This window comes from Intrasporangium sp. Soil_C_50, assembly GCF_057656595.1.
Window position 1 is genome coordinate 361,633 of record NZ_JBDGKB010000003.1, and the last position, 21,266, is coordinate 382,898.

A 21,266-nucleotide genomic window follows, 5' to 3' on the forward strand; every position below is an offset into this window, starting at 1 on the left:
CGCGCTTGCGCCAGGGCTGCCCGACCGCGCTGACCGCCCTGACCACCGGTACGGTCGCGTGCTACCAGCCCCAGGTGCCGGGTCCGCCCTTGAACGGGCCGACGACGCGGTCGGTCACCCAGCCGCCGTAGAACCCGCCCTCCTGCGGCCGCACCCGCTCGCCGTCGACGAAGCACGCGTCGACGAGACCCGGCATGACGGCCACGTGCCCGGTGAGGGCGGCGTACGCGCCGACCGGCTCCGGGTAGGTCCACGCCGCCCGCGCGGCGCGCCGTCCATCGCCGACGACGTCGAAGTAGGACGCGCGTCCCTTCCACTCGCACACCGTGTGGCCCTCGACGGGCACGAGCGCGCCGTCGACGAAGGCGTCGACGGGCAGGTAGTACGTCGGCGGGTGGCTCGTCTCGAGCACCCGCAGCGAGGCGCGGGTGCGGGCCACGACGACGCCGCCGAGGTGCACCTCGACGAGCTCGCCCGACGCGTCGAGCGCGGGCGGTCGCGGGTAGTCCCAGACCGACTCCTGGCCCGGGCCCGGTGGCTCGGGGACGGGACGCGTCACCGGGTGGCTCCGGCGATCTCCTCGACGCCGCGCGCGAGGCGCTCGACGTCGTCGGCGCTCGTGTACGGCGCGAGCCCGGCCCGCACGCCACCGACCGCGCCGAGGCCGAGGTGGTGGCTGCACTCCCACGCGTAGAAGTGCCCGGCCGGAGCGTTGACGCCCCGCACGGCGAGACCCTCGCGGACCGCCTGCGGGTCGACGCCGTCGATGGTGAACAGAAGGGTCGGCGTCCGTCGCTTCGCATTGCTCCACACCGTGAGGCCCGGCACCGCGCGCAGCCGCTCCTCGAGTGTCGCGAGCAGGGCGTCCTCGTGCGCCTCGAGCGCGGCGAACGACGCGACGAGCGCCTCCCGACGCGTCCGGGCGCCCGACCCGTCCGGGGTGCCCGGCGCGGCGCCGTCGAGCGTGGCGAGGAAGTCGACCGCCGCGGTGGTGCCGGCGAGCAGCTCGTACGGCAGGGTGCCCAGCTCGAAGCGCTCCGGGACGGCGTCGGTCGAGGGCACGAGCTTGGCCGGGTGCAGCGTCTCGAGCCGCTCGGGCCGGGCGGCGAGTGCTCCGAGGTGCGGGCCGAGGAACTTGTACGGCGAGCACACCCAGAAGTCGGCGCCCGACGCGGCCACGTCGGTCGAGACGTGCGCCGTGGCGTGGACGCCGTCGACCCAGAGCAGCGCGCCGGCGTCGTGCGCGACGTCGGCGACGGCGGGCAGGTCGGGGCGGGTGCCGATGAGGTTCGACGCCGCGGTCACGGCGACGACGCGAGTCCGGTCGGACACGACAGAGGCGACGTCCGACGCGTCGAGCTCGCCGGTGGCCGGGTCGAACCCGACCCAGCGGACCGTGGCGCCGCGGGCCTCGGCGGCCAGCACCCAGGGGCGCACGTTGGCATCGTGGTCGAGGCGCGAGACGACGATCTCGTCGCCCGGACCCCAGCCGGCGGAGAGGGTGCGGGCCAGGTGGAAGGTCAGCTCGGTGGCGCTGCGACCGAAGACGACGCCGCGGGGGTCGGCGCCGAGCAGGTCACCGATCGCGGCGCGGGCCTCGAGCACGACGGCGTCGGCCCGGCGCTCGGCCGGGGTCACGGTGCCGCGGTTGGAGATCGAGGACGTCATCGTGTCGGCGACGGCCCGGGCCACGACCTCGGGCGTCTGCGAGCCGCCCGGGCCGTCGAAGTGGGCGGCGCCTGAGCGCAGCGAGGGGAAGTGGGAGCGGACGCGGTCGACGTCGAGAGCCATGCCCCGAGCGTAGGCCGACCGCGACGGCCGAGCCCACCACGATCGAAAGAGCAGTCCGTCACCTCCGCAGGTGACGGACTGCTCTTTCGATCGTGGTGGCGTGACGGAGTGCTCTCTCGATCGGTCAGTCGGTGACCCGGCCGTCCTCGAAGAGGCGAGGCACGCGGTGGTTCGCGACGAAGCGGTTCTCCGGGTCGTACGCCGACCGGATCCCCTTCAGCTGCAGCCAGGTCAGCTCGTCGAACGCCGACCGGACATCGGTGGGCTCCTCGGCGAAGTTGAGGTACGTACGCCCCGACTCGAAGGGGCGCATCGCGGTCACGAGACGGTCGGCGTCGGCGCGGCCGGCCGCCGCCAGCTCCGGCGTCGCCGCGATGCCGACGGCGAAGAGCGCGTGGTCGGCGTCGAGGCTGCCCAGCGCGCCGCCGCCCTCGACCGGACGTGCCAGCGCCCCGCCGAGCTGGCGCAGCTCGGTCGAGAGCAGCGACGTGCCCGAGTCGGGTCCGGCCTGCTCGAGGAGCGTGTCGATCGCGGCGTCGGTCAGTGTGCCGACCATCGCCGAGCCGGAGACGCCCGGCGTCGGGCCCTCGGGGTCCATGTGGATCCGCGGCAGGGCGCGCGCCGGCACCCGGTCGAACGTGTCGATCTCCGGGCCGAGGCCGCGCAGCAGCGACAGGACTGCCCGGGCCTGGGCGTCGCAGTCGACGACGGCCCCGTCGACGACGACGAGCGACCGGCCGCGCAGCGGCTCCGGGATCATCGGCAGCGGCGGCAGGTTGAGCAGCCGGAGCGACGTCGAGACGCAGTCGGGGGCGTCGGCGGCCCACTCGGCCCACCGGCGCACGACGCGGTCGGCGTGCCGGGCGTCCCACGCGAGCATGCCGGCGTAGGCGGTCTCCATCGGGTAGAGGCGGAACTCGATCGCCGTGACGACGCCGAAGTTGCCGCCGCCGCCGCGCAGCGCCCAGAACAGCTCGCGGTTCTCCGACGCGTCGGCACGCACGTGCTCGCCGTCGGCCGTGACGAGCTCGATGGCCGTGACGCTGTTCGAGGCGAGTCCGAGCTTCCTTGCGTACCAGCCGATCCCGCCGCCCAGCGTGTAGCCGGCGATGCCGACGTCGGGCGAGCTGCCGTGCAGTGCGGCGAGGCCGTGGTCGGCGGCCGGCTCGGTGGCGTCCATCCAGATGGCGCCGCCCTCGACGCGTGCCACGCGGCGGAAGGGATCGACGGTGACGCCGCGCATCTCGTGCATCTTGACGAGGACGACGTCGGTCAGGCCCTGGGCGACGAGCGGGCCGGGGTTGTGGCCGGTGCTCTGGGCGGCGACGCGGAAGCCGTCGGTGGCAGCCGCGCGCACGGCGGCCTGGACGTCGGCGACGGTGCGGGGCACGACGACGGCGGCCGGGCGCTGGTCGACGGCGACGTTCCACGGCAGGCGCGCCGCGTCGTAGCCGGCGTCGCCGGGCAGGTGGACGGGCAGCTGGACCGCGCCGGAGCGCAGGCCGGCGAGGCTCGTGGCCTGCCCGGCGTGCGCCTCGGCGTCCGCGACGGGGGCGGTGAGGTCGATGGTCATGCGGGGCTCCTCGGGCTCCTCGGTGTGGTGTCGGGTGCCCGCCCCGCCGGGTTCAGCGGAACGGGCATCGGGGAGTCAGAGGCGCTGTGCCGCAGTCAGATACACGCCCGGCGAAACGTCCGGATTCCTCCCGCGCGTCGCGGAGGGAGCCTGGTTCTGCCGCTGCGTCGGTGCGCTGGTGCATGCTGTGGTGATGGACGACGACGCGACGAAGACCGCCCATGACCTGCTCGTCGACGGCTTCGGCCGCATCGAGGAGGGCGTCCCCGAGGTCGTCGACGGGCTGTCCGTCGACGAGCTGCTCTGGCGACCGGACCCCGACGCCAACCACGTCGCGTGGCTCGTGTGGCACCTCGCGCGGCAGCAGGACGACCAGGTGGCCGGGCTCGCGGGCGGCACGTCGGCGTGGCTCGAGGACGGCTGGGTCGATCGCTTCGACCTGCCCTACGCGCCCGAGGTGCACGGCTGGAGCATGAGCAGCGACGACGTCGGTGCCTTCACGGTCGCCGACACCGGCCTCTTCGCGGCCTACCAGGGGGCGGTCCATGCCCGGACCGTCGCGCTGCTCGACGGCCTCACCGCCGACCGGTACTCCGAGGTCATCGACGCCCGGTGGCACCCACCCGTCACCGTCGGCGTGCGCATCGTGTCCGTCTTCGACGACGCCGCCAAGCACCTGGGGCAGGCCGAGTACGTCCGCGGGCTCATCCTGCGGCGACGCTGAGGCGCAGTCGCCGGTGGCTGCGCCGATCCCGCCCTGGCTCAAGGCTCTCTACGCCGCGCCCAACGCCCTCTACGACCACGGGCTCGGCTGGGTGCTCGGGCACCGGTTCCTCCGGCTCGAGCACGTCGGGCGCCGCTCAGGGCGTCGGTTCACGGCGGTGCTCGAGGCGCTGCAGTACGACCCGGCCACTGGCGAGGCCGTCGTCATGGCGGGCTACGGGCACGGGGCCGACTGGCTGCGCAACGTCCGCGCGGCCGGCTCGGCCCGCGTCGAGTTCGCCCACGGGCCCCGGCCGGCGTCGGTGCGGGTGCTCGACGTCGAGGAGTCGGTCGAGGTGCTGGCCGGCTACGAGCGGCGCCACCCGGTGCTGCGCCCGGCCCTGCGTCCGTACCTGTCCTCGCTCGCCGGGTGGCGCTATGACGGGTCGCCCGACGCCCGGCGCCGCCTCGTCTCACAGCTGCCGATGGTCGCCTTCCGCCCGCTTCGTCCGGGTCCGGACCCCGACGGGTGAGGTGGGAGTGACGCGCGTGGCCCGTGGGTGAGGAACACGTCACGATCCCTGTGTGAAGCACAGAACGGACACAGGATCTCGTGTCATGGTGGAAGGGATGAGTACCCCGACCCTGAGCACCGACGCCGTCGCCGCACCCCGCGCTGACGGCGTCTCCACGCTCCGGTCGCGCCGGCCGCACGGGCGCCGCGCGCACCACGAGCCGCACGAGGTCGTGCGTGCCCGCCGCCTCCGGCTCATCGCCCGGGGCCGACGCGCCCGCCTCGCCTCGACGGTGGCCGTCGTCTTCGCCCTCGTCGGCGTCAACCTGGCCAACCACCTGCTCGGCTGGGACACCATGTGGCTCGGCCCGGTCGGCGCGGTCGTGCTCATCGCGTTCGCGCGCTGGCAGGGCCTGACCTGGCACCAGCTCGGCCTCGCCCGCCGCACCCACGCCCGGGGCATCCGCTGGGGCCTCGGCGTCATCGGCGTCGTCGGGCTCGTCTACCTCGTCGGCATCCTCATGCCGTCCACGCGCAGCGCCTTCCTCGACGCCCGCTACCACCTCCCGCCGGCGTCGGCCCTGCTCACCGCGTTCGTCATGATCCCGCTCGGCACGGTGCTGCTCGAGGAGGTCGCCTTCCGCTCGGTGCTCTGGGGGTTCCTGTCGCGGCACGCGCGGATGTGGCAGGTGCTCCTCGGCTCCTCGATGCTCTTCGGCCTGTGGCACGTGCTGCCCGCCGCGGCCTCGGCCACCGGCAACGCCGCGATCGGCGACGCGTTCGCCGCTTTCGGGCCGTGGGCCAAGGTCGCCGTCATCGTCGGCACCGTGCTCTTCACGGCCTTCGGCGGTGTCGTCGCCGGCGAGCTGCGTCGCCGCAGCGGCAGCGTCTTCGCCAGCGTCGGCATGCACTGGGCGACCAACTCGCTCGGCGTGCTCTTCGGCGTCCTCGCCTGGCGTCTGGCCGCCTGACCTACCGGCGCGAGCCGGAATGTCTCAGACGCCGGCGGCCTCGCGCACGCGGCCGGCGGGGGTGTCGTGGCGGATCTCGTCACCGCAGTGCGAGCAGCACCAGCCGGCGGCGTCCTTGACGTAGCGGTGCCCCATCGAGCGGCAGGTGCGTGTCTGCGCATCACCGCGCCAGTCGTGCAGGTCGCTCCGGCGGCCACCGCGGACGAAGGCGTTGCCGACGAGCGCGGCGATGACGAGCCCGACGAGCACGAGGGGCCATGCTGCGACGAGCGAGGTCGCCTCATCGAGAATCACCGGGTTCATGACGAGAACTCTTCCGGGCGCCGCGCAAGGGACCGGGTCGGGAAACGGCAAGAACCGCGCAAGAACCGCACAATTCGCCCTCTCGGGTCGCAGCGCGATACCCGGGTGCGCCGCGTCCGACGCCCGACGCATACTCCCGGCATGGCCTTCACGATCCGCGCCGCCCGGCCCGAGGACTTCACCCGGCTCGGCGACCTCACGGCTGCGGCCTACCTCGACGACGGCCTGCTCGACTTCGGCGCCGGCGACCCCTACCTCGCCGTGCTGCGCGACGTCGCCTCTCGGGCCGAGCACGCCGAGGTGCTCGTCGCGGTCGACGCGTCGGGCACCGTGCTCGGGGGCGTCACGTTCGTCGGGTCGCAGGGGCGGTTCGCCGACATCGCCGGCCCCGACGAGGCCGAGTTCCGCACCCTGGCGGTGGCCCCGGAGGGGCGGGGCCAGGGCGTCGGCACCGCCCTCGTGCGCGAGTGCATCGACCGGTCCCGCGCGCTCGGCCGGCACCGCATCGTGCTCTCGACGCAGCCGATGATGCACGCCGCGCACCGCGTGTACGAGCGGTTCGGGTTCGTCCGCGTGCCGGAGCGCGACTGGAACCCGATCGACGACCTGCGCCTGATCGTCTACGCGCTGGAGCTCTGACCGGACGCGCCCGACGCGTGGGCTGCCGACGTGCCCGACGCGTCCGACGCATCCGACGCGTCCGACGCGTCCGACGCGTCCCGACCCGGCGTGCCGTCCGCACGGGCGGCGCGGACCCGGGCGACGAGGTCCCGGACGGCCCCGACGATGGTCGGGTCGAGCACGACGTGACGCTCCAGGAGCCCGAGCAGCGTCTCGGCGGCGTCGGCATTGCGCTCGTAGCCCGGGAGCAGGTCGGCGAGCGGCAGGACGTCAGCACCGAAGCGGCCCTCGACGCCGCGGTCGACGACGAAGACGTCCTGACGCGTCCCACTGCCGAGGCCGAGGTGGTCGAGGACGGTGACCCACCGGTCGACCGCGTAGCCCTGGATGAACCGGGTGGCGGTCAGGCGCTCGCCGCGCAGGTCGCGGTGCAGCCCCACGTAGAGGTTGGTGATCGCCTCGCCGACCTCGTGCCCGAGCGACGGCGGCTGCGGCACCGGCACCGTCGGCACGTCGAGGCCGGCGGGGGCATCGGCCCGGCTCCAGTGCACCCTGCCCGGTGGGTACCCGGCGGTGTCCATCTGGGCGAGCGTGAAGACCGCGTACTCGGCGAACAGCCCGTCCGCGAGGAGCGCCTTGCGTCCGGCGTCGCTGTTGTCGAACGACCAGACGACCGGCTGGGCCGCCTCGAGCCAGTCGATGTCGGCGAGGTACCGGTCGAGCGCCGCGTGGTCGTCGACGACGACGAAGAAGTCGGCGTCGGAGTGCTCGTCGATGCGGTGCAGGTCGAGGCCGACCGAGCCGAGGCCGAGCAGGGCCACAGCATCTCCGCGCTCGGCGAGCACCGCAGCGAGCCGGTCGAGGAAGGCGAGGAGCCGCTCGCGCATCGGGGCGGTCGGGTCGTCCGGCGTGGGGCCGGGCATGGCGACGGCGGGCGTGGGGCCTGCCGCGGTGAGCTCGCCGGCGAGGTCGGGGGTGGGCGGGGTGTCGGACGTCATGGCGTCGCTCCTGGGGACCGTGATGGTGGGGAGTCGACGTTTCAGCCCGCCCGGACAGCCGTCGGGGTCGCGACGCGCTCACGGTACGCGCGGCGCCCGAGCGTGTCGAGAGCTGCGTCGCGTGGCAGGGTGGAAGGCGTGCCGGTGACCATCGACGACGTCAGGGCCGTCGCAGACCTGCTGCCGCGGTCCTACGAGGTGCTCGTGCGCGACCGCGTGAAGTTCCGTGTCGGGCGCACCGTGTGGCTCGCGTTCTCCGCCGACGAGACGCAGATGGGCTTCGCCTTCCCGCGGGAGGAGCGCGACGTGCTCGTCGCGAGCGAGCCGGATGTCTTCCTCATGCCGCGCCGCAGCGACCTGCGGTTCAACTGGGTCGAGGTGCGCCTCGATGCCATCGATGTCGACCGGATGCGCGAGATCGTCATCGACGCCTGGCGGCTCGTCGTGCCGAAGACCGTCGCGCTCGCCTACAGCTCCGACCACTGACCGCGCTCGCGCGTCGCCCGAGGAGGACGTCCGGATCGCCGTCGACCTCGCCCGCCCGTGGCGCCGTCGCGCGAAGGACGGCCTGTACGACCCGGGACGCTTCGCCGCCGACCCCCGCAGCGCGGACGTCCACGCGTTCTAGGGGCTGCCTCCGTGCCGCGGCTGGTCCGAGGCGCCATCGACGCCCGTGGATCCGCGCCCGGCTCAGTCCCGATGCGTGCGCCGCGGCCCGTCCGTCACTGAGACGTGGTCGGTGACCCCGTCGGATGCCGCGGTGCCATCGACCACGAGATCCGCTCGGGTCCAAGGCTGCTCGGCCTCGAGGAAGGGCTGCTCGGCCGACATCCAGTCGTCCCAGAACGCCTCGGCCTCCTCGGGCGTCCGACCGAGCGTGATGTCACGTTCGATGCCGCGGCGACGTGCCTCGATCGCGTCCGAGGTCACCCAGACGATGAGCCGCGCGAAGGGCGCCAGCTCGTGGCGGCCCGCTCCGACGCCCTCGATGACGAGGTCTGCCCCGGCCGGCACCTCGACGTGCCCGGGTCGGTCCTGGCTGACCCACCCCGGCGGCCGGTACCGCACGGCCTCCCCGGCGAGCCACGGTCGCACGACGCCCTCGAGCATCTGGGCGGCCCAGTCCGTGGGGTGCAGGTGCCAGGCGATGTCGTCGGTCGCGACGACGCTTCCACCTCCGGCTGCGGCGGCCGCGACGGCGAAGGTGCTCTTGCCGGCCCCGGAGCGCCCGTCGACGAGCACGAGCGAAGGTCCCTCAACCGCGGGAGGCGCGAGCAGGTCGGTCAGCGCTCGACGGGAAACCCGGCGGAACGGGCCGAACTGCGGCTCGGTGGTGTCGGCGTCCATGCGGCGAGTATGGACGAGCGCGGGTCCGAGATGTCGCGACGCGCGTCGGCACCCGAGCGTCGGCGGCCGCGGCTAGTCTGGCGGCGCCATCGACCCCGTGGAGGTAGCAGTGAAGCTTCTTCTCAGCTCAGGCGGAATCACGAACCCGAGCATCCAGGACGCCCTCGTGGCGATGCTCGGCAAGCCGATCGCCGAGTGCACCGCGCTCTGCATCCCCACCGCGAACTACGGCCACCCGATGGTGCCACCCGAGAACACGTGGCGGTTCATCTCCGGCCGGTCCCCCGCTCCCATGACCGACCTGGGGTGGAAGTCGGTCGGCGTGCTCGAGCTGACCGCGCTGCCGACGATGGACGCCGACCGCTGGGTGCCGTGGGTGCGTGACGCCGACGTGTTCCTCGTCGACGGGGGCGACGCGCTGTACCTCGCGCACTGGATGCGCGAGTCCGGCCTCGCCGACCTCCTGCCCGGCCTCGACGGCGTCTGGGTCGGGGTCAGCGCCGGCAGCATGGTCATGACGCCGCGCATCGGGGCCGACTTCGTGCACTGGCAGCCGCCGGGTGGCGGCGACCGGACGCTCGGCGTCGTCGACTTCTCGATCTTCCCGCACGTGGACCACCCCTCCATGCCCGACAACACGATGGACGAGGCGCAGCGGTGGGCGGCCGGGCTCGGCGTCCCGGCGTACGCGATCGACGACTCGACGGCCATCAGCGTCGTCGACGGCGTCGTCGAGGTCGTCTCCGAGGGCACCTGGAAGCGCCTCGACTCCTGAGCCACCGCTGAGGCGCCGAGCCGTGCGCGGTTCAGGGGGCCAGGACACCACCAACTGCGGACACCCCGGCTCACCCACCGAGGGCGGCGGTGTGCCAGGTCTCGACTCCCATGAACCTGCCGTCCGCACCGGTCCGGTAGCGGTAGCGGACCAGACTGACGGTGTCGAGGACGACCTCCTGCGGCGCGGTCCGGCGTCGGGCATCGGCCCAGGACACCAGCCCTGCCGGGTCGACGATCGGGGCCGCGAAGTGCAGGACGTTGGCGTACCAGATGTCCCGCGGGTCCCACTGGTCCTCGAACCACGCGTGTGGACCGAGGTGCTCATGGAGGGTGCTCATGAACGTCCACGGAGCGTCGTCGACGGGCTCGAGCTGGGCCATCACCGACCCGGTCGTCAGGGTCACGCCGGTCAGGTGCAGCCGCAGGGGTGGTGTCGTCGCGGCGGCGGCGCGCATGGCACTCGCCCAGGCCGCGGCCCCGTCGTCGGTCGGCTCGGCCGCCTCGCGATAGGGCTCGAGCGCACGCACGGTGACGTGGCTGGCGTCGGCCCGGCCGGTCAGGAAGTGGTCGGGACCGGCGAAGCCGCATGCCTGCGTCATGAGCTCCTCGAGGCGGGCCCGCACGTCCGACGGCGGGATGCAGACGATCGTCGTCGGCCAGCGCCCGCCGTCCGCGGGTGGGGAGTCCTGCCGGTGGGTGCCGTCGAGCACCGCCTGACAGGCCTGCTCGTGCAGTCGGTCGAAGACGTGCCGTCCCGTCGGGGTCTTCGTCATGGCCGCGGAGTCTAGGCCGCCCGCGGTCGCCCCGACCCGGCGGTGGCCGCCCCGAGGGGGAGGTCTGGAGATCGTGTGGAGGTCGCCCGAACGTCGCTCGCCACGGCCCGTGACCGCACTGTCCGCGGCTAGGGTCCTGACGTCGGGCAGGTCGACTCAGGGGGCACGCGGTGGGCAGGGCAGGGCACGTCGCGAAGCAGGTCTCCCTCGGGCTGTTCGCCCTCGCCCTCGTCGTCGTCGTGCCTTCGGTCGCGTGGCACCAGGTCCTCGTCCTGGGCGGGTGGGTCACCGACCCGGCCGACGCCGCGCCTGGGCTCTTCGTCGCCGGGATGCTCGTCGGTCTCGGGGGGCTCGTCGTGTCGGGCATCGACCGTCACCGGCGACGCTCCACGGGCGACGCTCCTACCGGTCGTCCGAGCGGAGGGCGCGTGGCCGCCGTCGTGCTGCTCGTCGTGACCGCGGGCGTCGTCGCGGGCCTCGACTGGCTCTTCAGCTACGGCTCGGACGCCGTCGTGCTGGAGCCGGCGAGCGCGGGCGGGTGTCGCGTCGTCGTGCAGGAGCACTCGCTGCTCATGAGCGGCCGCGGGACCGTGTTCGTCCTGCCGGCCGACGACCTCGTGGCCCGGCGCGTCAGCCGGTACTCCACCGACGACGCCTACCGCCCCGTCGCGGCGGGGTACTACTCCCTGACGTGGTCGGGCGAGCGGGGGTACCTCGAGGTGCCGGGGACGCAGGTCGATCCGGTGTGGCCGGGTGGCCACGAGATCGACTGCCCGGTCGGCTGAGGCCCCGTCCGGCTCAGCCCTCCCGCCCAGCGCCCCCGCGGCGTCGGGTGGCGCGACGTCGGGCGTCGGCGTGGGCGTCACGGACGAGCTCGAGCACGGGGGCCAGCGTCCGCTCCCCCGGCGTCACGACGGCGACCCAGCCGAGCGAGCCGTACACCGGGTGCGGCAGGACGACGTCGACCGCCCCGTGGTCGAAGGCCGCTCCCGCGTCGGTGCGCTCGCCGAAGACGCGCGGGCTCTCGCCGACGAGCCGCTCGAAGACGTCCGCGCCGACGTGGACGTTGAGCCGCCACCGACCGGGCGGGTCGAGGTGCGACGCCGCATCGTCGGGGTAGTCCTTGGTGACGAGCGTCGCGAACGACTGGGTGGCCGGCACGACGCCGTCGGGCGCGTAGTACGCGAAGTGGTCGCCCCACGCGGCTTCGGGAAACGCGCTTCCGGGCTCGGGCGACAGCACGAGCACGCCGTCTAGCGACCGGATCACGTCGAGGACCTCGTCCATACTCATGGGTGAAGTGTCATCCTGAACTGCTTGTGGAGGGTTGGTGACCGGAGCCGTCACGAGGTCGGACAGGTCGACGCCCGAGGCGTCGGCACTGTCGACGCGAGCCGTGGCCGACGCGTCGGGCTACTCGGTGCAGCAGGTGCGCGTCCTGGAGGGCCTGGGCGTCGTGCCGCCTGCCACTCGGGCAGCCAACGGCTACAGGCGGTTTCGCCCCGACCACGTCGTCGCGCTGCGGGCGTACCGACGGCTCGCCGAGGCGGTCGGACCCGTCGTCGCGCGACGCGTCCTCGCCGACGTGCGCATGCTGCCTCTCGACGAGGCTGCCGCCCAGGTCAGCGCGCTCCACGTGGGACTGACGCACCAACGCGACCAGGCGCTTGCGGCCCGGCGGGCCCTGGCGCTCGTCCGCGACGAGGCCTCCCTCGACACCTCGGCGACGGGTGACACGGGTGGCGCGGAGGACCCCGACGCCATGACGATCACCGAGCTGGCTCGCGCGCTGGATGTGCGCACGTCGACGCTGCGGTTCTGGGAACGTGAGGGACTCGTGGCGCCCGAGCGGGTCGGGACGGGGCCGGTTCGCGGCCGGCGCTACCCGGTCGCCGCGATCCGGGAAGCGCGTGTCGCAGCAGCCCTGCGCTCGGCGGGCCACCCGGTGCCGGCGGTGCGCGAGGTGGTCGCCTCGTTGCGCCGGCTCGCGGGCCCGGACGCCCAGCCCTCCACCGTGGAGACACCCGCCGCTGCAGGCCTCGACCCGGACGCCGCGCTCCAGCGGCACCTCGACGCCATCGCCCGGCGCACGCTCGCGCTCGTCGCCGCGGGCGCCGACGTCGTCCGGCTGCTCACCGACTCCGCCGACGTGGTGGCCCCCACCGACGCGTAGGTCGGGCGGACGCGTCGGCCGGGGGGACGCGTCGGTCAGCCGGAGCTGTCGAGCCCGGCGACGCGTCGGGCCGTGGCGACGAAGGCCGGGGCCGTGACGTCGACGCCGTCGAGGTAGCCGCCGACGAGGGCGGCGTCGCGCAGCAGGACGAGGGCGGCCGCCGTGGCGTCGGGGTCGGCTGAGCCGGCGGCACGCGCGAGTGCGGTCAGCATCTGCCGGAACCACGAGCGGTGCGCCGTGACGATCTGACGCACCGGGCTTGCGGCGTCGGGGAACTCGGCTGCCGCGTTGATGAACGGGCAGCCACGCGTGTGGTACCGGCTGATGTCGTCGGCGACGGCGTCGACGACGCGCCCGAGCAGCTCGCGCGGCGTGCCGCCCGCGGCCTCGGCCGCCGTGAAGTAGCCGCGGATCGTCTCGTCCTCGGACTGGAGGTAGGCCGCGACGAGCGCCTCCTTGCCGGTGAAGTGCCGGTACATCGTGGCCCGCGTGACGCCGGCCTCGGCGAGGATGCGGTCGACGCCGACGCCGTTGATGCCCTCGCGGTAGAAGAGGCGTGACGCGGCCTCGAGGAGCCGGTCCCGACCCGGAGCGCGCGACGGCGGGGCCGCCCGGTCCGGGGCGGGGGGCGTCGGCGCGTCGGTCACGTCGTCACGCTAACGCAGGCCGATGCGCGTCGAGCTCTGGTCATCGGCGCCGGGAGTCGCTACCGTAGAACGATCGTTCTACGAAGCGGCCGTGCCCTCGTGCGGTCGCCCACCCAGACCGACCCGGGAGCGCCGCATGACCACCACCCCCACCAGCACCCTGACCCCTCGCGAACGCGCCGAGGTGGAGGCTGCCAACGCGAGCGACCGCCGCCCGGTCGTCCTCGTCCACGGACTCTGGCTGCTCGCCGGCAGCTGGGACGCGTGGCGCGAGCACCTCGAGTCGCTCGGCTACGCGACCGTCGCCGCCGACTGGCCCGGCGACCCCGCGACGGTCGAGGAGGCGCGCGCCGACCCCGACGCGTTCGCCGGAGTGTCCGTCGGGCAGGTCACCGACCACGTCGCCGAGCTCATCGGTGCGCTCCACCGCGAGCCAGTCGTCATCGGCCACTCGTTCGGCGGGCTCATCACCCAGAAGCTCGCCGGGATGGGGCTGGCCCACGCCGCCGTAGCCATCGACCCCGCCCCGTTCCGCGGCGTCCTGCCGCTGCCGCTGTCGGCCCTGCGGGCGTCCTCACCGGTGCTCGCGAACCCGGCCAACTACCGCCGCGCGGTCTCGCTGACCTTCGGCCAGTACCGCTACGCCTTCGCCAACGCCGTGTCCGCGGAGGAGGCGGCCGACCTCTACCGCGCGTATCCCGTTCCGGCACCGGGCCGCCCGCTGTTCCAGGCCGCGACCGCCAACCTCGACCCCCGCACCGAGGCGAGCGTCGACACCGCGCGCGCGGACCGCGGACCGCTTCTGGTCATCAGCGGCGAGAAGGACCACATCGTGCCCTGGGCCATCGCCCATGCGTCGTTCACCAAGCAGTTCCGCAACCCCAACCCCACCGAGATCGTCGAGATCCCCGGGCGCGGGCACTCCCTCGTCGTCGACAGCGGTTGGCGCGAGGTGGCCGACGCAGCGACGTCGTTCCTCGCCCGCCACGGCGCCGGCCCCGACGCGTCCTGACCCTCACGTGGTGATGCGGAAGGCGCGCGGCGGTCGGGGTCCCATCTCGGGGGCGCCGCGCTCGATGCAGAACTCGTTGCCCTCGGGGTCGGCCATCGTGACCCAGCCCGGGCCCTCGGGCGTCCGGTGGTCGCCGACGACCGTGGCCCCGAGGGCGAGGGCGCGCTCGACCCACTCGTCGCGGGTGCCCTGGTCGGGGGCGAGGTCGAGGTGCTGGCGGTTCTTGGCCGTCTTGCCCTCGGGCACGGGGATGAAGAGCAGCCCGAGGCCGGCGCTGGGGAACGAGGCCGCGACGACGACCTCGGGGTCGTCGTCGTAGTACACGTTCCAGCCGAGCAGCTCGGACCAGAAGGTGGCGAGGGCCCGGGCGTCGGCGCAGTCGAAGGTCACGTTGTGGATGTGCAGCGTCATGGTGTCAGCGTCGTGCGCTGCGCCCTTGCGGCGCAAGCAGATTCCCGGACGCGTGCCAGCCTGTTCCCAGCCCCGCCGCAGGTTGCGCGCGGGATCGTCCGGATCGACGCGTTTCGGCCGCGAACGCGTGCAGCGCGCTCGGTCACGATCCATGCCCGGGTCATCGCACGACCACAGGAGGCCCACAGCGGCGCTCGCGACGGTTGAGGGGTCAACCTCTCGAAGGAGTCCACCATGAGCCCCGTGCCTCGCGCCCTGAGCCGCGCCCGTCTGTGGACGTCGGGTCTGCTCACCGCCTCGACCCTGCTCGTCGGCGGCATCGGCGTCCACCTCGCCCAGGACCACGCGGCGTCCGTGGCCACGACCTCGTCGACGACGAACTCCACCACGTCGTCCGGCTCGTCCGGCTCGTCCGGCACCGACGACTCGAGCAACGGCTCCGACACGTCGAGCTCGGACACCTCGTCGTCCGACAGCGCGAGCAGCTCGGGAAGCTCGAACAGCTCGGGCACGTCGAACCAGTCGTCCGGCTTCCAGGCCGTCGTGCCGCTCAGCGGCTCGGGCGGTCAGGCCCAGAGCGGATCGGGCGGCTCGTGATGTCCGCCGCCACCTCCAGCGCGCCGACCACCGGGGCCACCGCACCCGTCGCCTCCGCGTCGTTCCGCGCCATCGGCACGACGAACACGGTCCTCGCCACCGAGCCCGACGCCCTCGATGCCGCGCTCGCCATCACGCGCGCCCACCTGCGGGCCGTCGACCGCGCCGTCAGCCGCTTCCGTGACGACTCCGAGATCAGTCACCTCGCCCTGCGGGCCCGACGCGGCCCGGCCGAGGCGTTCGTCTCCCCGACCTTCGCCGACTACCTCGAGGCGGCGCTGCGGGTGGCCCGCCTCACCGGCGGCCTCGTGGACCCGACAATCGGCTCGGCCCTCGCGGCCGAGGGCTACGACGCCGACCTCGACGTCGTCCGGGCCCGGGGCGTCTTCCACCAGTCGGTGGTGGCCCCCGTGCCGCACTGGCACAGCGTCCACCTCAACGTGTCGGCCCGACGCGTGTCGGTCGCGCGGGGCACGCTGCTCGACCTCGGCGCGTCGGCCAAGGCGCACGCCGCCGACACCATCGCCGCGATGCTCGGGGCGCGTCTGCCCGGCGGGTTCCTCGTCAACCTCGGCGGCGACCTCGCGGTGGGCGGCGTGGTGCCGGAGCCGGGTTGGGCGGTCGGCATCGTCGACGCCGGCGGCCGGACCGTCCAGGTGGTCGAGTCGACCGGTCAGGCCGTCGCCACCTCGTCGACGCGGCTGCGCACGTGGCAGTCCGACGACGGGCCCCGCCACCACATCGTCGACCCGCGCACCGGTCGCACCGCGCCGGTCGTGTGGGCGCAGGTGTCGTGCGCCGGGGCGTCGTGCCTCGAGGCGAACGCCGCGTCCACCGCCGCCGTCGTGCTCGGCGTCGACGCACCCGACTGGCTGGCGCAACAAGGGGTCCCGGCCCGTCTCGACGGCGTCGACGGTCGGGTCGTCACGACCCCGGGCTGGCCCGGCCCGACCGCGCCGGTCGCCTCCCGCACGTGCAGGGCCGCCTGATGAACGAGCTGCTCTGGTACACCTCGCGCGCCACCGGCGTCGCCAGCATCGTCCTGCTCACCGTGGTGCTCGTGCTCGGCCTCGTGACGTCCGGCCGCCGCGCCCCGCACGGCGAGTCGGCGACGGTCGTCATCGCCCTGCACCGCTGGCTCTCGCTCGGGATGCTCGTGTTCCTCGGCGCCCACATCGCCACCGCCGTCGGCGAGACGTACGTGTCGATCGACGCGGTGTCGGCCCTGCTGCCCTTCACGTCCGGCTACGAGACCGTCTGGGTGGGTCTCGGCACGCTCGCCTTCGACATCCTGCTCGCCATCGGCGTCACCTCGGTCCTGCGCCACCGGCTCGCCGAGCGCACGTGGCGACGCGTGCACCTCCTGTCGTACGCGATGTGGCCGATGGCCTTCGTGCACGGCCTCGCCCTCGGCACGGCCAACGAGCCGCTGCTGCGCGGAGCGACGATCCTCTGCGGCCTCGTCGGTGCCGGCGCGATGGCCTGGCGGTGGAGCGTCATCCACGCCGACCAGGAGCGTCGCGACGCCGTCGCCGCCCAGCGCTGGACCTGACCCACCCCTGAAACCACGCGACCCCAATCTGACCCCGCCCCGACCCGACCCTGTCCACCAGGAGACCGCCATGGACCCGTTGACCTCACTGCTCGCCGACGCCGGCCTCACCGGGCGCGGCGGGGCCGCCTTCAGCACGGCCACCAAGCTCGAGGCCGCCCGCGACCACCGCGCCGACCTCATCGTCAACGCCTGCGACGGCGAGCTCGGCGCCGCCAAGGACGGGTGGGTCGTCGAGCACCACCTCCCCGAGCTCGTCGAGGGCGCCGGGCTCGTCGCCGGACGCCGCCGGGTGCGGTTCGCGGCCCACCGCGGCTCGGGCACGGCCGAGCGGCTGCACCGCGCCGGGCTCGACGTGCTCGAGGCGCCTCCGCGCTACGTGTCCTCCGAGGAGTCGGCGCTCGTGAACCTGGCCCACGGGGGCCTGGCCCGGCCGGTGACGAAGCGCCAGCCGGTCACCCGTGGCGGCAGCGACGCGTCGGGCCACCGGCTGCGTCCGACGCTGGTGCTCAACGCCGAGACGACGTGGCGCGTGGCGCAGGTGGCCCGCAACGGCGTCGAGTGGTTCCGCGGCTTCGGCACGCCCGACGAGCCGGGGCCGCGCCTCGTCGCCGTCAGCACGCCGCGCGTCTGGGCGCACATCGTGCAGACCGAGGCCGGTGTGCCGCTGGCCTCGATCCTCGACGCAGCCGGTGGGCTCGCGCCCGACGCTCCGGCGGTGCTCGTCGGCGGTCTCGGTGGGGCGTTCGTGCCGACCGCCGGCCCGGCCAGGCTCGCGTGGTCAGGCGCCGACCTCGCGCCCCACGGCGCCACGCTCGGCCCGGGGGTCGTCGAGGTGCTCGACCCCCGCGAATGCGCGCTCGAGTTCGTCGACCGCTGCCTCACCTGGGCCGCCGGGGAGTCCGCCGGCCAGTGCGGGCCGTGCATGTTCGGCCTGCCCGCCCTCGCCACCGACTGGCACGGCGTCGTCGGTGGCGACCCGTCGGCGACCGCCCGCGTCCGCTACCGCATCGGGCTGCTCCCGGGCCGCGGCGCGTGCCGCTTCCCCGACGGTGTCGCCCGCTTCGCCGCCACCGCACTGCACGTCCTCGCCGCCCACGTCGCCGCGCACGAGGCGGGCCACTGCCCCACCCGCGCCCACGCCACCGACCCCGCCACCGAGCCCGCCACCGACCCTGCCGACACGAGGAGCCACCATGTCCTCACCCACTGACCGCCGCGACCGGCCCGACCACACCCGCCGCCGGCTCGGTCTCGCCGACGACACGACGCTCGCCGTCGATCGCATCGCGTGCACCGGCCACGGCGTCTGCGCGCAGCTGCTCGCCCAGGTGCGCCTCGACGAGTGGGGCTACCCGATCGTCGACCACGCGACGGTGCCCACCGCCGAGGCCGACGTCGCGATCCGGCTCTGCCCGGCCCGGGCCCTGTACCGGCGCTGACGCCCCCACCGCCCCATCTCGTCGGGTCGAGTCGGGTTGCCGGCGCGCGCCCGCGCGGAGGGGACCGCGAGGTGGCATCGTGGGGCACGCGAGGGGGAACTCGACGCTGCCCCGTGTCCAAATGTGATCGCTCGACTACCGTTCCGCGCACTATTGCTCATAGACTGCGCGCCGTGACACAAGAGGCAGTGGTCGGGATCGACGTCGGCGGCACCCGGACCAAGTCGGCCCTGGTGACCCCCGGCGGCACCGTCCTGGCCGAGGCGGTCGTGCCGACGCCCGAGCGCGTCGGCGAACGGCTCGGCGAGGTCGCGGCCAAGGCCGTCGCCGAGCTGCTGGCCGAGGCCGGTGACGGCGTCGAGCTGCTCGCCGTGGGCGTCGCGGTACCCGGGCTCGTCGACGAGGCGGCCGGGATCGGCGTCTGGTCGGCCAACCTCGGCTGGCGCGACCTCGACCTGCACGCCGCCGTCGCCCCCCACGTCGACGTGCCGGTGGCCATCGGCCACGACGTGCGCTCCGGACTGCTCGCCGAGCATCGCCTCGGCGCGGCCCGCGACGCCGACAACGTCCTCTTCGTGCCGCTCGGCACGGGCCTGGCCAGCGCGATCCTGTGCCGCGGACGCCTCGTCACCGGCGGCCTGTGGACCGGCGAGATCGGCCACATCGTCGTGCAGCCCGACGGCCCGCTGTGCGGGTGCGGCCAGCGCGGCTGCCTCGAGGCCCTCTCGAGCGCAGGCGCCATCGGCCGCCGCTGGTCCGAGGCCACGGGCCTCGTCGGTGACGCCGCCGAGGTGGCCCGCCGCGCCGACGCCGGTGAGGCCGAGGCCCGACGCGTGTGGCAGGAGGCCATCGAGGCGCTCGCCATCATGGTCGCCCCCGTCGTGGCAGCGGCGGGCACCGAGCTCGTCCTCCTCGGCGGCGGTCTCGTGCACGCCGGCGACACCCTCCTCGACCCGCTGCGCGCCGCCCTGACGATGCGCCTCGGCGGCCGAGCCGACGTCGCCGTCGAGGCCGCGGCGCTCGGCGACCGCGCCGGCTCGCTCGGGGCGGCGACGATCGCCCTCGACCTCGTCGGCCGATGATCGTCACCCTGACCCCCAATCCGGCCGCCGACGTCACGTACGGCGTCGACGCCGTCCACCTCGGCGAGTCGCACCGGGTCCACGACGTCACCGAGCGCGCCGGGGGCAAGGGCCTCAACGTCGCCTCGGTGCTCACCGGCCTGGGCGAGCACGCCGTGGCGGTGGCCCCCGTCGGGGCCGCCGACCTCGCGGCGTGGGCGGCAGACCTCACCGAGCGCGGCCTCAGCCACCGGCTCGTCGAGTCCCCTTCCGCCACCAGGCGATCCATCGCCGTCGTCGAGGCCGACGGTCGGACGACGCTCTTCAACGAGGCCGGTGAGCCGCAGCCGGCCGGCGTGTGGACCCGCGTGGCCGAGGCGCTGGCTGCGCTTTCCGACCAGGCCGAGGTGCTGACGGTGTCGGGCAGCCTGCCGGCCGAGGCGCCCGACGACCTCGTCGCGCACGTCGTCGTCGAGGCCGCACGCCGTGGCCTGCAGACGGTCGTCGACTGCGGCGGCCCGGCGCTGGCCGCGGCCCTCTCCGCGGGCCCGACGCTCGTCAAGCCGAACCGCACCGAGGCGCTCGCTGCGCTCGGCGTCGACGCCGGCACGTCCGCTCGCGACCTCGCCCGTCTGCTCGTCGACCGCGGCGCCGGGGCGGCGATCGTCACCGACGGCGCGGCCGGCCTCGAGCTCGTCGCACCCGACGCGTCGCTGCACGCCCGCCTGCGAGAACCCTTGCGCGGCAACCCGACCGGCGCCGGTGACGCGATGACCGCGGCGCTCGCCGTCGATCTGCGCGACGCGTCGGGTCCGCCCGCCGGCGTCGACGCGTGGGCCCAGGCCCTGCGCCGCGCCGTGGCCTGGTCGGCCGCGGCCGTCCTCCAGCCCGTCGCCGGCGTCGTCGACCCCGACGACGCCACGCGCCTGCTCCAGTCCGTCGAGATCGAGGAGAGCCGCGCATGAGCCGCAGCGACCTCGCGAGCGTCCTCGCCGACGCTCGTGCCGAGGGCCGCGCCGTCGCGGCCTTCAACGTCATCCAGCTCGAGCACGCCGAGGCGTACGCCACGGCGGCCGAACGCGTCGGGCTGCCGGTCGTCATGCAGATCTCGGAGAACTGCGTGCGCTACCACGGTGCGCTCGCCCCGATCGCCTTGGCAACGCTGGCGATCGCCGACGCCTGCACGCAGCCCGTCGTCGTGCACCTCGACCACGCCGAGGACACCACGCTCGTCGCCGAGGCCGTCCGCCTCGGGCTGACGTCGGTCATGTACGACGGCTCGAAGCTGCCCGACGACGCCAACCGCGCCGAGACGGCCCGCGTCGTCGCGCTGTGCCACGCCGCCGGCATCGGGGTCGAGGCCGAGCTCGGCGAGGTCGGCGGCAAGGACGGCGTCCACGCCCCCGGCGTGCGCACCGACCCGACCGACGCCGCCCGCTTCGTCGCCGACACCGGCATCGACGCGCTGGCCGTAGCCGTCGGCAGCAGCCACGCGATGACCGACCGAACCGCTGAACTCGACACGGATCTCATTGCGGCACTGCGCGACTCGGTCCCCGTACCGCTCGTCCTGCACGGCTCCTCGGGTGTCCCGGACGACGGCCTCGTCGCAGCGGTGAAGGCCGGCATGACGAAGGTCAACGTGGCCACACACCTCAACCAGGTGTTCACGCGCGCGATGACCGAGCGTCTCGATGCGTCCCCGACCGTCGACACGAGGAAGTACCTCGGCGCGGGCCGTGACGCCGTCGCCGACGAGGCCGCGCGCCTCATGCAGCTCCTCGCCCTCCGCTGACCACCCAGCGCCCCAGCTCCACCGTCGAGAGGCCACGTTCGGCTGGCCCTTCACCGTCGAAAGGCCACGTTCGGCTGGCCCTTCACCGTCGAAAGGCCACGTTCGGCTGGCCCTTCACGGTCGAGGGGCCACGTTCGGCTGGCCCTTCACGGTCGAGGGGCCACGTTCGGCTGGCCCTTCACGGTCGAGGGGCCACGTTCGGCTGG

Annotated in this window: 27 protein-coding genes; 17 read left to right on the forward strand and 10 right to left on the reverse strand. The window is 74.4% G+C overall.

Annotated features, from left to right (window positions below):
- Positions 1-61: 61 nt before the first annotated feature.
- From AC3A5R_RS11195 to AC3A5R_RS11205, 3 genes are all read right to left on the reverse strand, one after another.
- Positions 62-559, reverse strand: coding sequence for a DUF427 domain-containing protein (locus AC3A5R_RS11195; RefSeq protein WP_487620837.1), 498 nt, complete (start codon positions 557-559; stop codon positions 62-64).
- Positions 556-1,791, reverse strand: a complete 1,236-nt coding sequence (locus AC3A5R_RS11200) for a cysteine desulfurase-like protein (protein ID WP_487620838.1) — start codon at positions 1,789-1,791, stop codon at positions 556-558. Before AC3A5R_RS11200 ends, AC3A5R_RS11195 begins: the two co-directional genes overlap by 4 nt.
- A gap of 124 nt (positions 1,792-1,915) precedes the next feature.
- On the reverse strand, positions 1,916-3,364 hold the full coding sequence (locus AC3A5R_RS11205) for an FAD-binding oxidoreductase (protein ID WP_487620839.1): 1,449 nt from the start codon (positions 3,362-3,364) through the stop codon (positions 1,916-1,918).
- A 193-nt stretch (positions 3,365-3,557) separates the two neighbouring features.
- On the opposite strand from AC3A5R_RS11205, the gene AC3A5R_RS11210 reads away from it, so the two are divergent.
- From AC3A5R_RS11210 to AC3A5R_RS11220, 3 genes are all read left to right on the forward strand, one after another.
- Positions 3,558-4,088 (forward strand): mycothiol transferase, encoded by a 531-nt coding sequence (locus AC3A5R_RS11210; protein ID WP_487620840.1) that lies wholly within the window; start codon positions 3,558-3,560, stop codon positions 4,086-4,088.
- Between the two features lie 13 nt (positions 4,089-4,101).
- Positions 4,102-4,599, forward strand: a complete 498-nt coding sequence (locus AC3A5R_RS11215; protein ID WP_487620841.1) for a nitroreductase family deazaflavin-dependent oxidoreductase — start codon at positions 4,102-4,104, stop codon at positions 4,597-4,599.
- 97 nt (positions 4,600-4,696) lie between these two features.
- Entirely contained in the window at positions 4,697-5,551 is an 855-nt protein-coding gene (locus AC3A5R_RS11220; RefSeq protein WP_487620842.1) for a CPBP family intramembrane glutamic endopeptidase, read from the forward strand.
- A gap of 24 nt (positions 5,552-5,575) precedes the next feature.
- On the opposite strand, the gene AC3A5R_RS11225 is transcribed toward AC3A5R_RS11220, so the two are convergent.
- Complete coding sequence (locus AC3A5R_RS11225) at positions 5,576-5,854, reverse strand: hypothetical protein (RefSeq protein WP_487620843.1); 279 nt, start codon at positions 5,852-5,854, stop codon at positions 5,576-5,578.
- Positions 5,855-5,995: 141 nt separating this feature from the next.
- Between AC3A5R_RS11225 and AC3A5R_RS11230 the strand changes: the two genes are divergently transcribed.
- On the forward strand, positions 5,996-6,493 hold the full coding sequence (locus AC3A5R_RS11230; protein ID WP_487620844.1) for a GNAT family N-acetyltransferase: 498 nt from the start codon (positions 5,996-5,998) through the stop codon (positions 6,491-6,493).
- On the opposite strand, the gene AC3A5R_RS11235 is transcribed toward AC3A5R_RS11230, so the two are convergent.
- On the reverse strand, positions 6,475-7,473 hold the full coding sequence (locus tag AC3A5R_RS11235; RefSeq protein WP_487620845.1) for a hypothetical protein: 999 nt from the start codon (positions 7,471-7,473) through the stop codon (positions 6,475-6,477). The two genes, AC3A5R_RS11230 and AC3A5R_RS11235, sit on opposite strands and share 19 nt — an antisense overlap.
- 144 nt (positions 7,474-7,617) lie before the next feature.
- On the opposite strand from AC3A5R_RS11235, the gene AC3A5R_RS11240 reads away from it, so the two are divergent.
- Entirely contained in the window at positions 7,618-7,959 is a 342-nt protein-coding gene (locus tag AC3A5R_RS11240) for an MmcQ/YjbR family DNA-binding protein (protein WP_487620846.1), read from the forward strand.
- Between the two features lie 204 nt (positions 7,960-8,163).
- Here the strand turns inward: AC3A5R_RS11240 and AC3A5R_RS11245 are convergent, their stop codons facing one another.
- Positions 8,164-8,820 carry a uridine kinase family protein gene (locus AC3A5R_RS11245; protein WP_487620847.1) on the reverse strand — a complete coding sequence of 219 codons (657 nt, stop codon included), beginning with the start codon at positions 8,818-8,820 and terminating at the stop codon, positions 8,164-8,166.
- 109 nt (positions 8,821-8,929) lie between these two features.
- On the opposite strand from AC3A5R_RS11245, the gene AC3A5R_RS11250 reads away from it, so the two are divergent.
- Positions 8,930-9,595 (forward strand): Type 1 glutamine amidotransferase-like domain-containing protein, encoded by a 666-nt coding sequence (locus tag AC3A5R_RS11250; RefSeq protein ID WP_487620848.1) that lies wholly within the window; start codon positions 8,930-8,932, stop codon positions 9,593-9,595.
- Positions 9,596-9,665: 70 nt separating this feature from the next.
- Here the strand turns inward: AC3A5R_RS11250 and AC3A5R_RS11255 are convergent, their stop codons facing one another.
- Positions 9,666-10,370, reverse strand: coding sequence for a hypothetical protein (locus AC3A5R_RS11255; RefSeq protein ID WP_487620849.1), 705 nt, complete (start codon positions 10,368-10,370; stop codon positions 9,666-9,668).
- A 170-nt stretch (positions 10,371-10,540) separates the two neighbouring features.
- Here AC3A5R_RS11255 and AC3A5R_RS11260 point away from each other — a divergent pair, with 170 nt between their 5' ends.
- The gene (locus AC3A5R_RS11260) at positions 10,541-11,155 is read left to right on the forward strand and encodes a hypothetical protein (protein WP_487620850.1); all 615 of its coding nucleotides are present in this window, start codon (positions 10,541-10,543) and stop codon (positions 11,153-11,155) included.
- Between the two features lie 13 nt (positions 11,156-11,168).
- On the opposite strand, the gene AC3A5R_RS11265 is transcribed toward AC3A5R_RS11260, so the two are convergent.
- Positions 11,169-11,663, reverse strand: coding sequence for a DUF6194 family protein (locus tag AC3A5R_RS11265; RefSeq protein ID WP_487620851.1), 495 nt, complete (start codon positions 11,661-11,663; stop codon positions 11,169-11,171).
- A 37-nt stretch (positions 11,664-11,700) separates the two neighbouring features.
- Here AC3A5R_RS11265 and AC3A5R_RS11270 point away from each other — a divergent pair, with 37 nt between their 5' ends.
- Entirely contained in the window at positions 11,701-12,543 is an 843-nt protein-coding gene (locus tag AC3A5R_RS11270) for a MerR family transcriptional regulator (protein ID WP_487620852.1), read from the forward strand.
- A 35-nt stretch (positions 12,544-12,578) separates the two neighbouring features.
- On the opposite strand, the gene AC3A5R_RS11275 is transcribed toward AC3A5R_RS11270, so the two are convergent.
- Positions 12,579-13,190: a TetR/AcrR family transcriptional regulator gene (locus AC3A5R_RS11275; RefSeq protein ID WP_487620853.1), complete on the reverse strand. Its 612-nt coding sequence runs from the start codon at positions 13,188-13,190 to the stop codon at positions 12,579-12,581.
- A gap of 136 nt (positions 13,191-13,326) precedes the next feature.
- On the opposite strand from AC3A5R_RS11275, the gene AC3A5R_RS11280 reads away from it, so the two are divergent.
- Entirely contained in the window at positions 13,327-14,202 is an 876-nt protein-coding gene (locus AC3A5R_RS11280) for an alpha/beta hydrolase (protein ID WP_487620854.1), read from the forward strand.
- Positions 14,203-14,205: 3 nt separating this feature from the next.
- Here AC3A5R_RS11280 and AC3A5R_RS11285 read toward each other — a convergent pair whose 3' ends face one another.
- Complete coding sequence (locus AC3A5R_RS11285) at positions 14,206-14,613, reverse strand: VOC family protein (protein WP_487620855.1); 408 nt, start codon at positions 14,611-14,613, stop codon at positions 14,206-14,208.
- A gap of 234 nt (positions 14,614-14,847) precedes the next feature.
- Here AC3A5R_RS11285 and AC3A5R_RS11290 point away from each other — a divergent pair, with 234 nt between their 5' ends.
- The 8 genes from AC3A5R_RS11290 (at position 14,848) to AC3A5R_RS11325 (ending at position 21,060) form a co-directional block, all read left to right on the forward strand.
- Positions 14,848-15,210, forward strand: a complete 363-nt coding sequence (locus AC3A5R_RS11290; protein ID WP_487620856.1) for a hypothetical protein — start codon at positions 14,848-14,850, stop codon at positions 15,208-15,210.
- Positions 15,210-16,199 (forward strand): FAD:protein FMN transferase, encoded by a 990-nt coding sequence (locus AC3A5R_RS11295; protein ID WP_487620857.1) that lies wholly within the window; start codon positions 15,210-15,212, stop codon positions 16,197-16,199. The genes AC3A5R_RS11290 and AC3A5R_RS11295 overlap by 1 nt, the downstream gene beginning before the upstream one ends.
- Positions 16,199-16,762, forward strand: coding sequence for a ferric reductase-like transmembrane domain-containing protein (locus tag AC3A5R_RS11300; RefSeq protein WP_487620858.1), 564 nt, complete (start codon positions 16,199-16,201; stop codon positions 16,760-16,762). The genes AC3A5R_RS11295 and AC3A5R_RS11300 overlap by 1 nt, the downstream gene beginning before the upstream one ends.
- Positions 16,763-16,832: 70 nt before the next feature.
- The gene (locus tag AC3A5R_RS11305; RefSeq protein WP_487620859.1) at positions 16,833-17,975 is read left to right on the forward strand and encodes an NADH-ubiquinone oxidoreductase-F iron-sulfur binding region domain-containing protein; all 1,143 of its coding nucleotides are present in this window, start codon (positions 16,833-16,835) and stop codon (positions 17,973-17,975) included.
- A complete protein-coding gene (locus tag AC3A5R_RS11310; RefSeq protein ID WP_487620860.1) occupies positions 17,959-18,204 on the forward strand; it encodes a ferredoxin in 246 nt (81 codons plus the stop codon). The genes AC3A5R_RS11305 and AC3A5R_RS11310 overlap by 17 nt, the downstream gene beginning before the upstream one ends.
- Before the next feature lie 173 nt (positions 18,205-18,377).
- Positions 18,378-19,286 (forward strand): ROK family protein, encoded by a 909-nt coding sequence (locus tag AC3A5R_RS11315; RefSeq protein WP_487620861.1) that lies wholly within the window; start codon positions 18,378-18,380, stop codon positions 19,284-19,286.
- Complete coding sequence (locus tag AC3A5R_RS11320; RefSeq protein ID WP_487620862.1) at positions 19,283-20,230, forward strand: 1-phosphofructokinase family hexose kinase; 948 nt, start codon at positions 19,283-19,285, stop codon at positions 20,228-20,230. The genes AC3A5R_RS11315 and AC3A5R_RS11320 overlap by 4 nt, the downstream gene beginning before the upstream one ends.
- Positions 20,227-21,060 (forward strand): class II fructose-bisphosphate aldolase, encoded by an 834-nt coding sequence (locus tag AC3A5R_RS11325; protein ID WP_487620863.1) that lies wholly within the window; start codon positions 20,227-20,229, stop codon positions 21,058-21,060. Before AC3A5R_RS11320 ends, AC3A5R_RS11325 begins: the two co-directional genes overlap by 4 nt.
- Positions 21,061-21,266 lie beyond the last annotated feature (206 nt).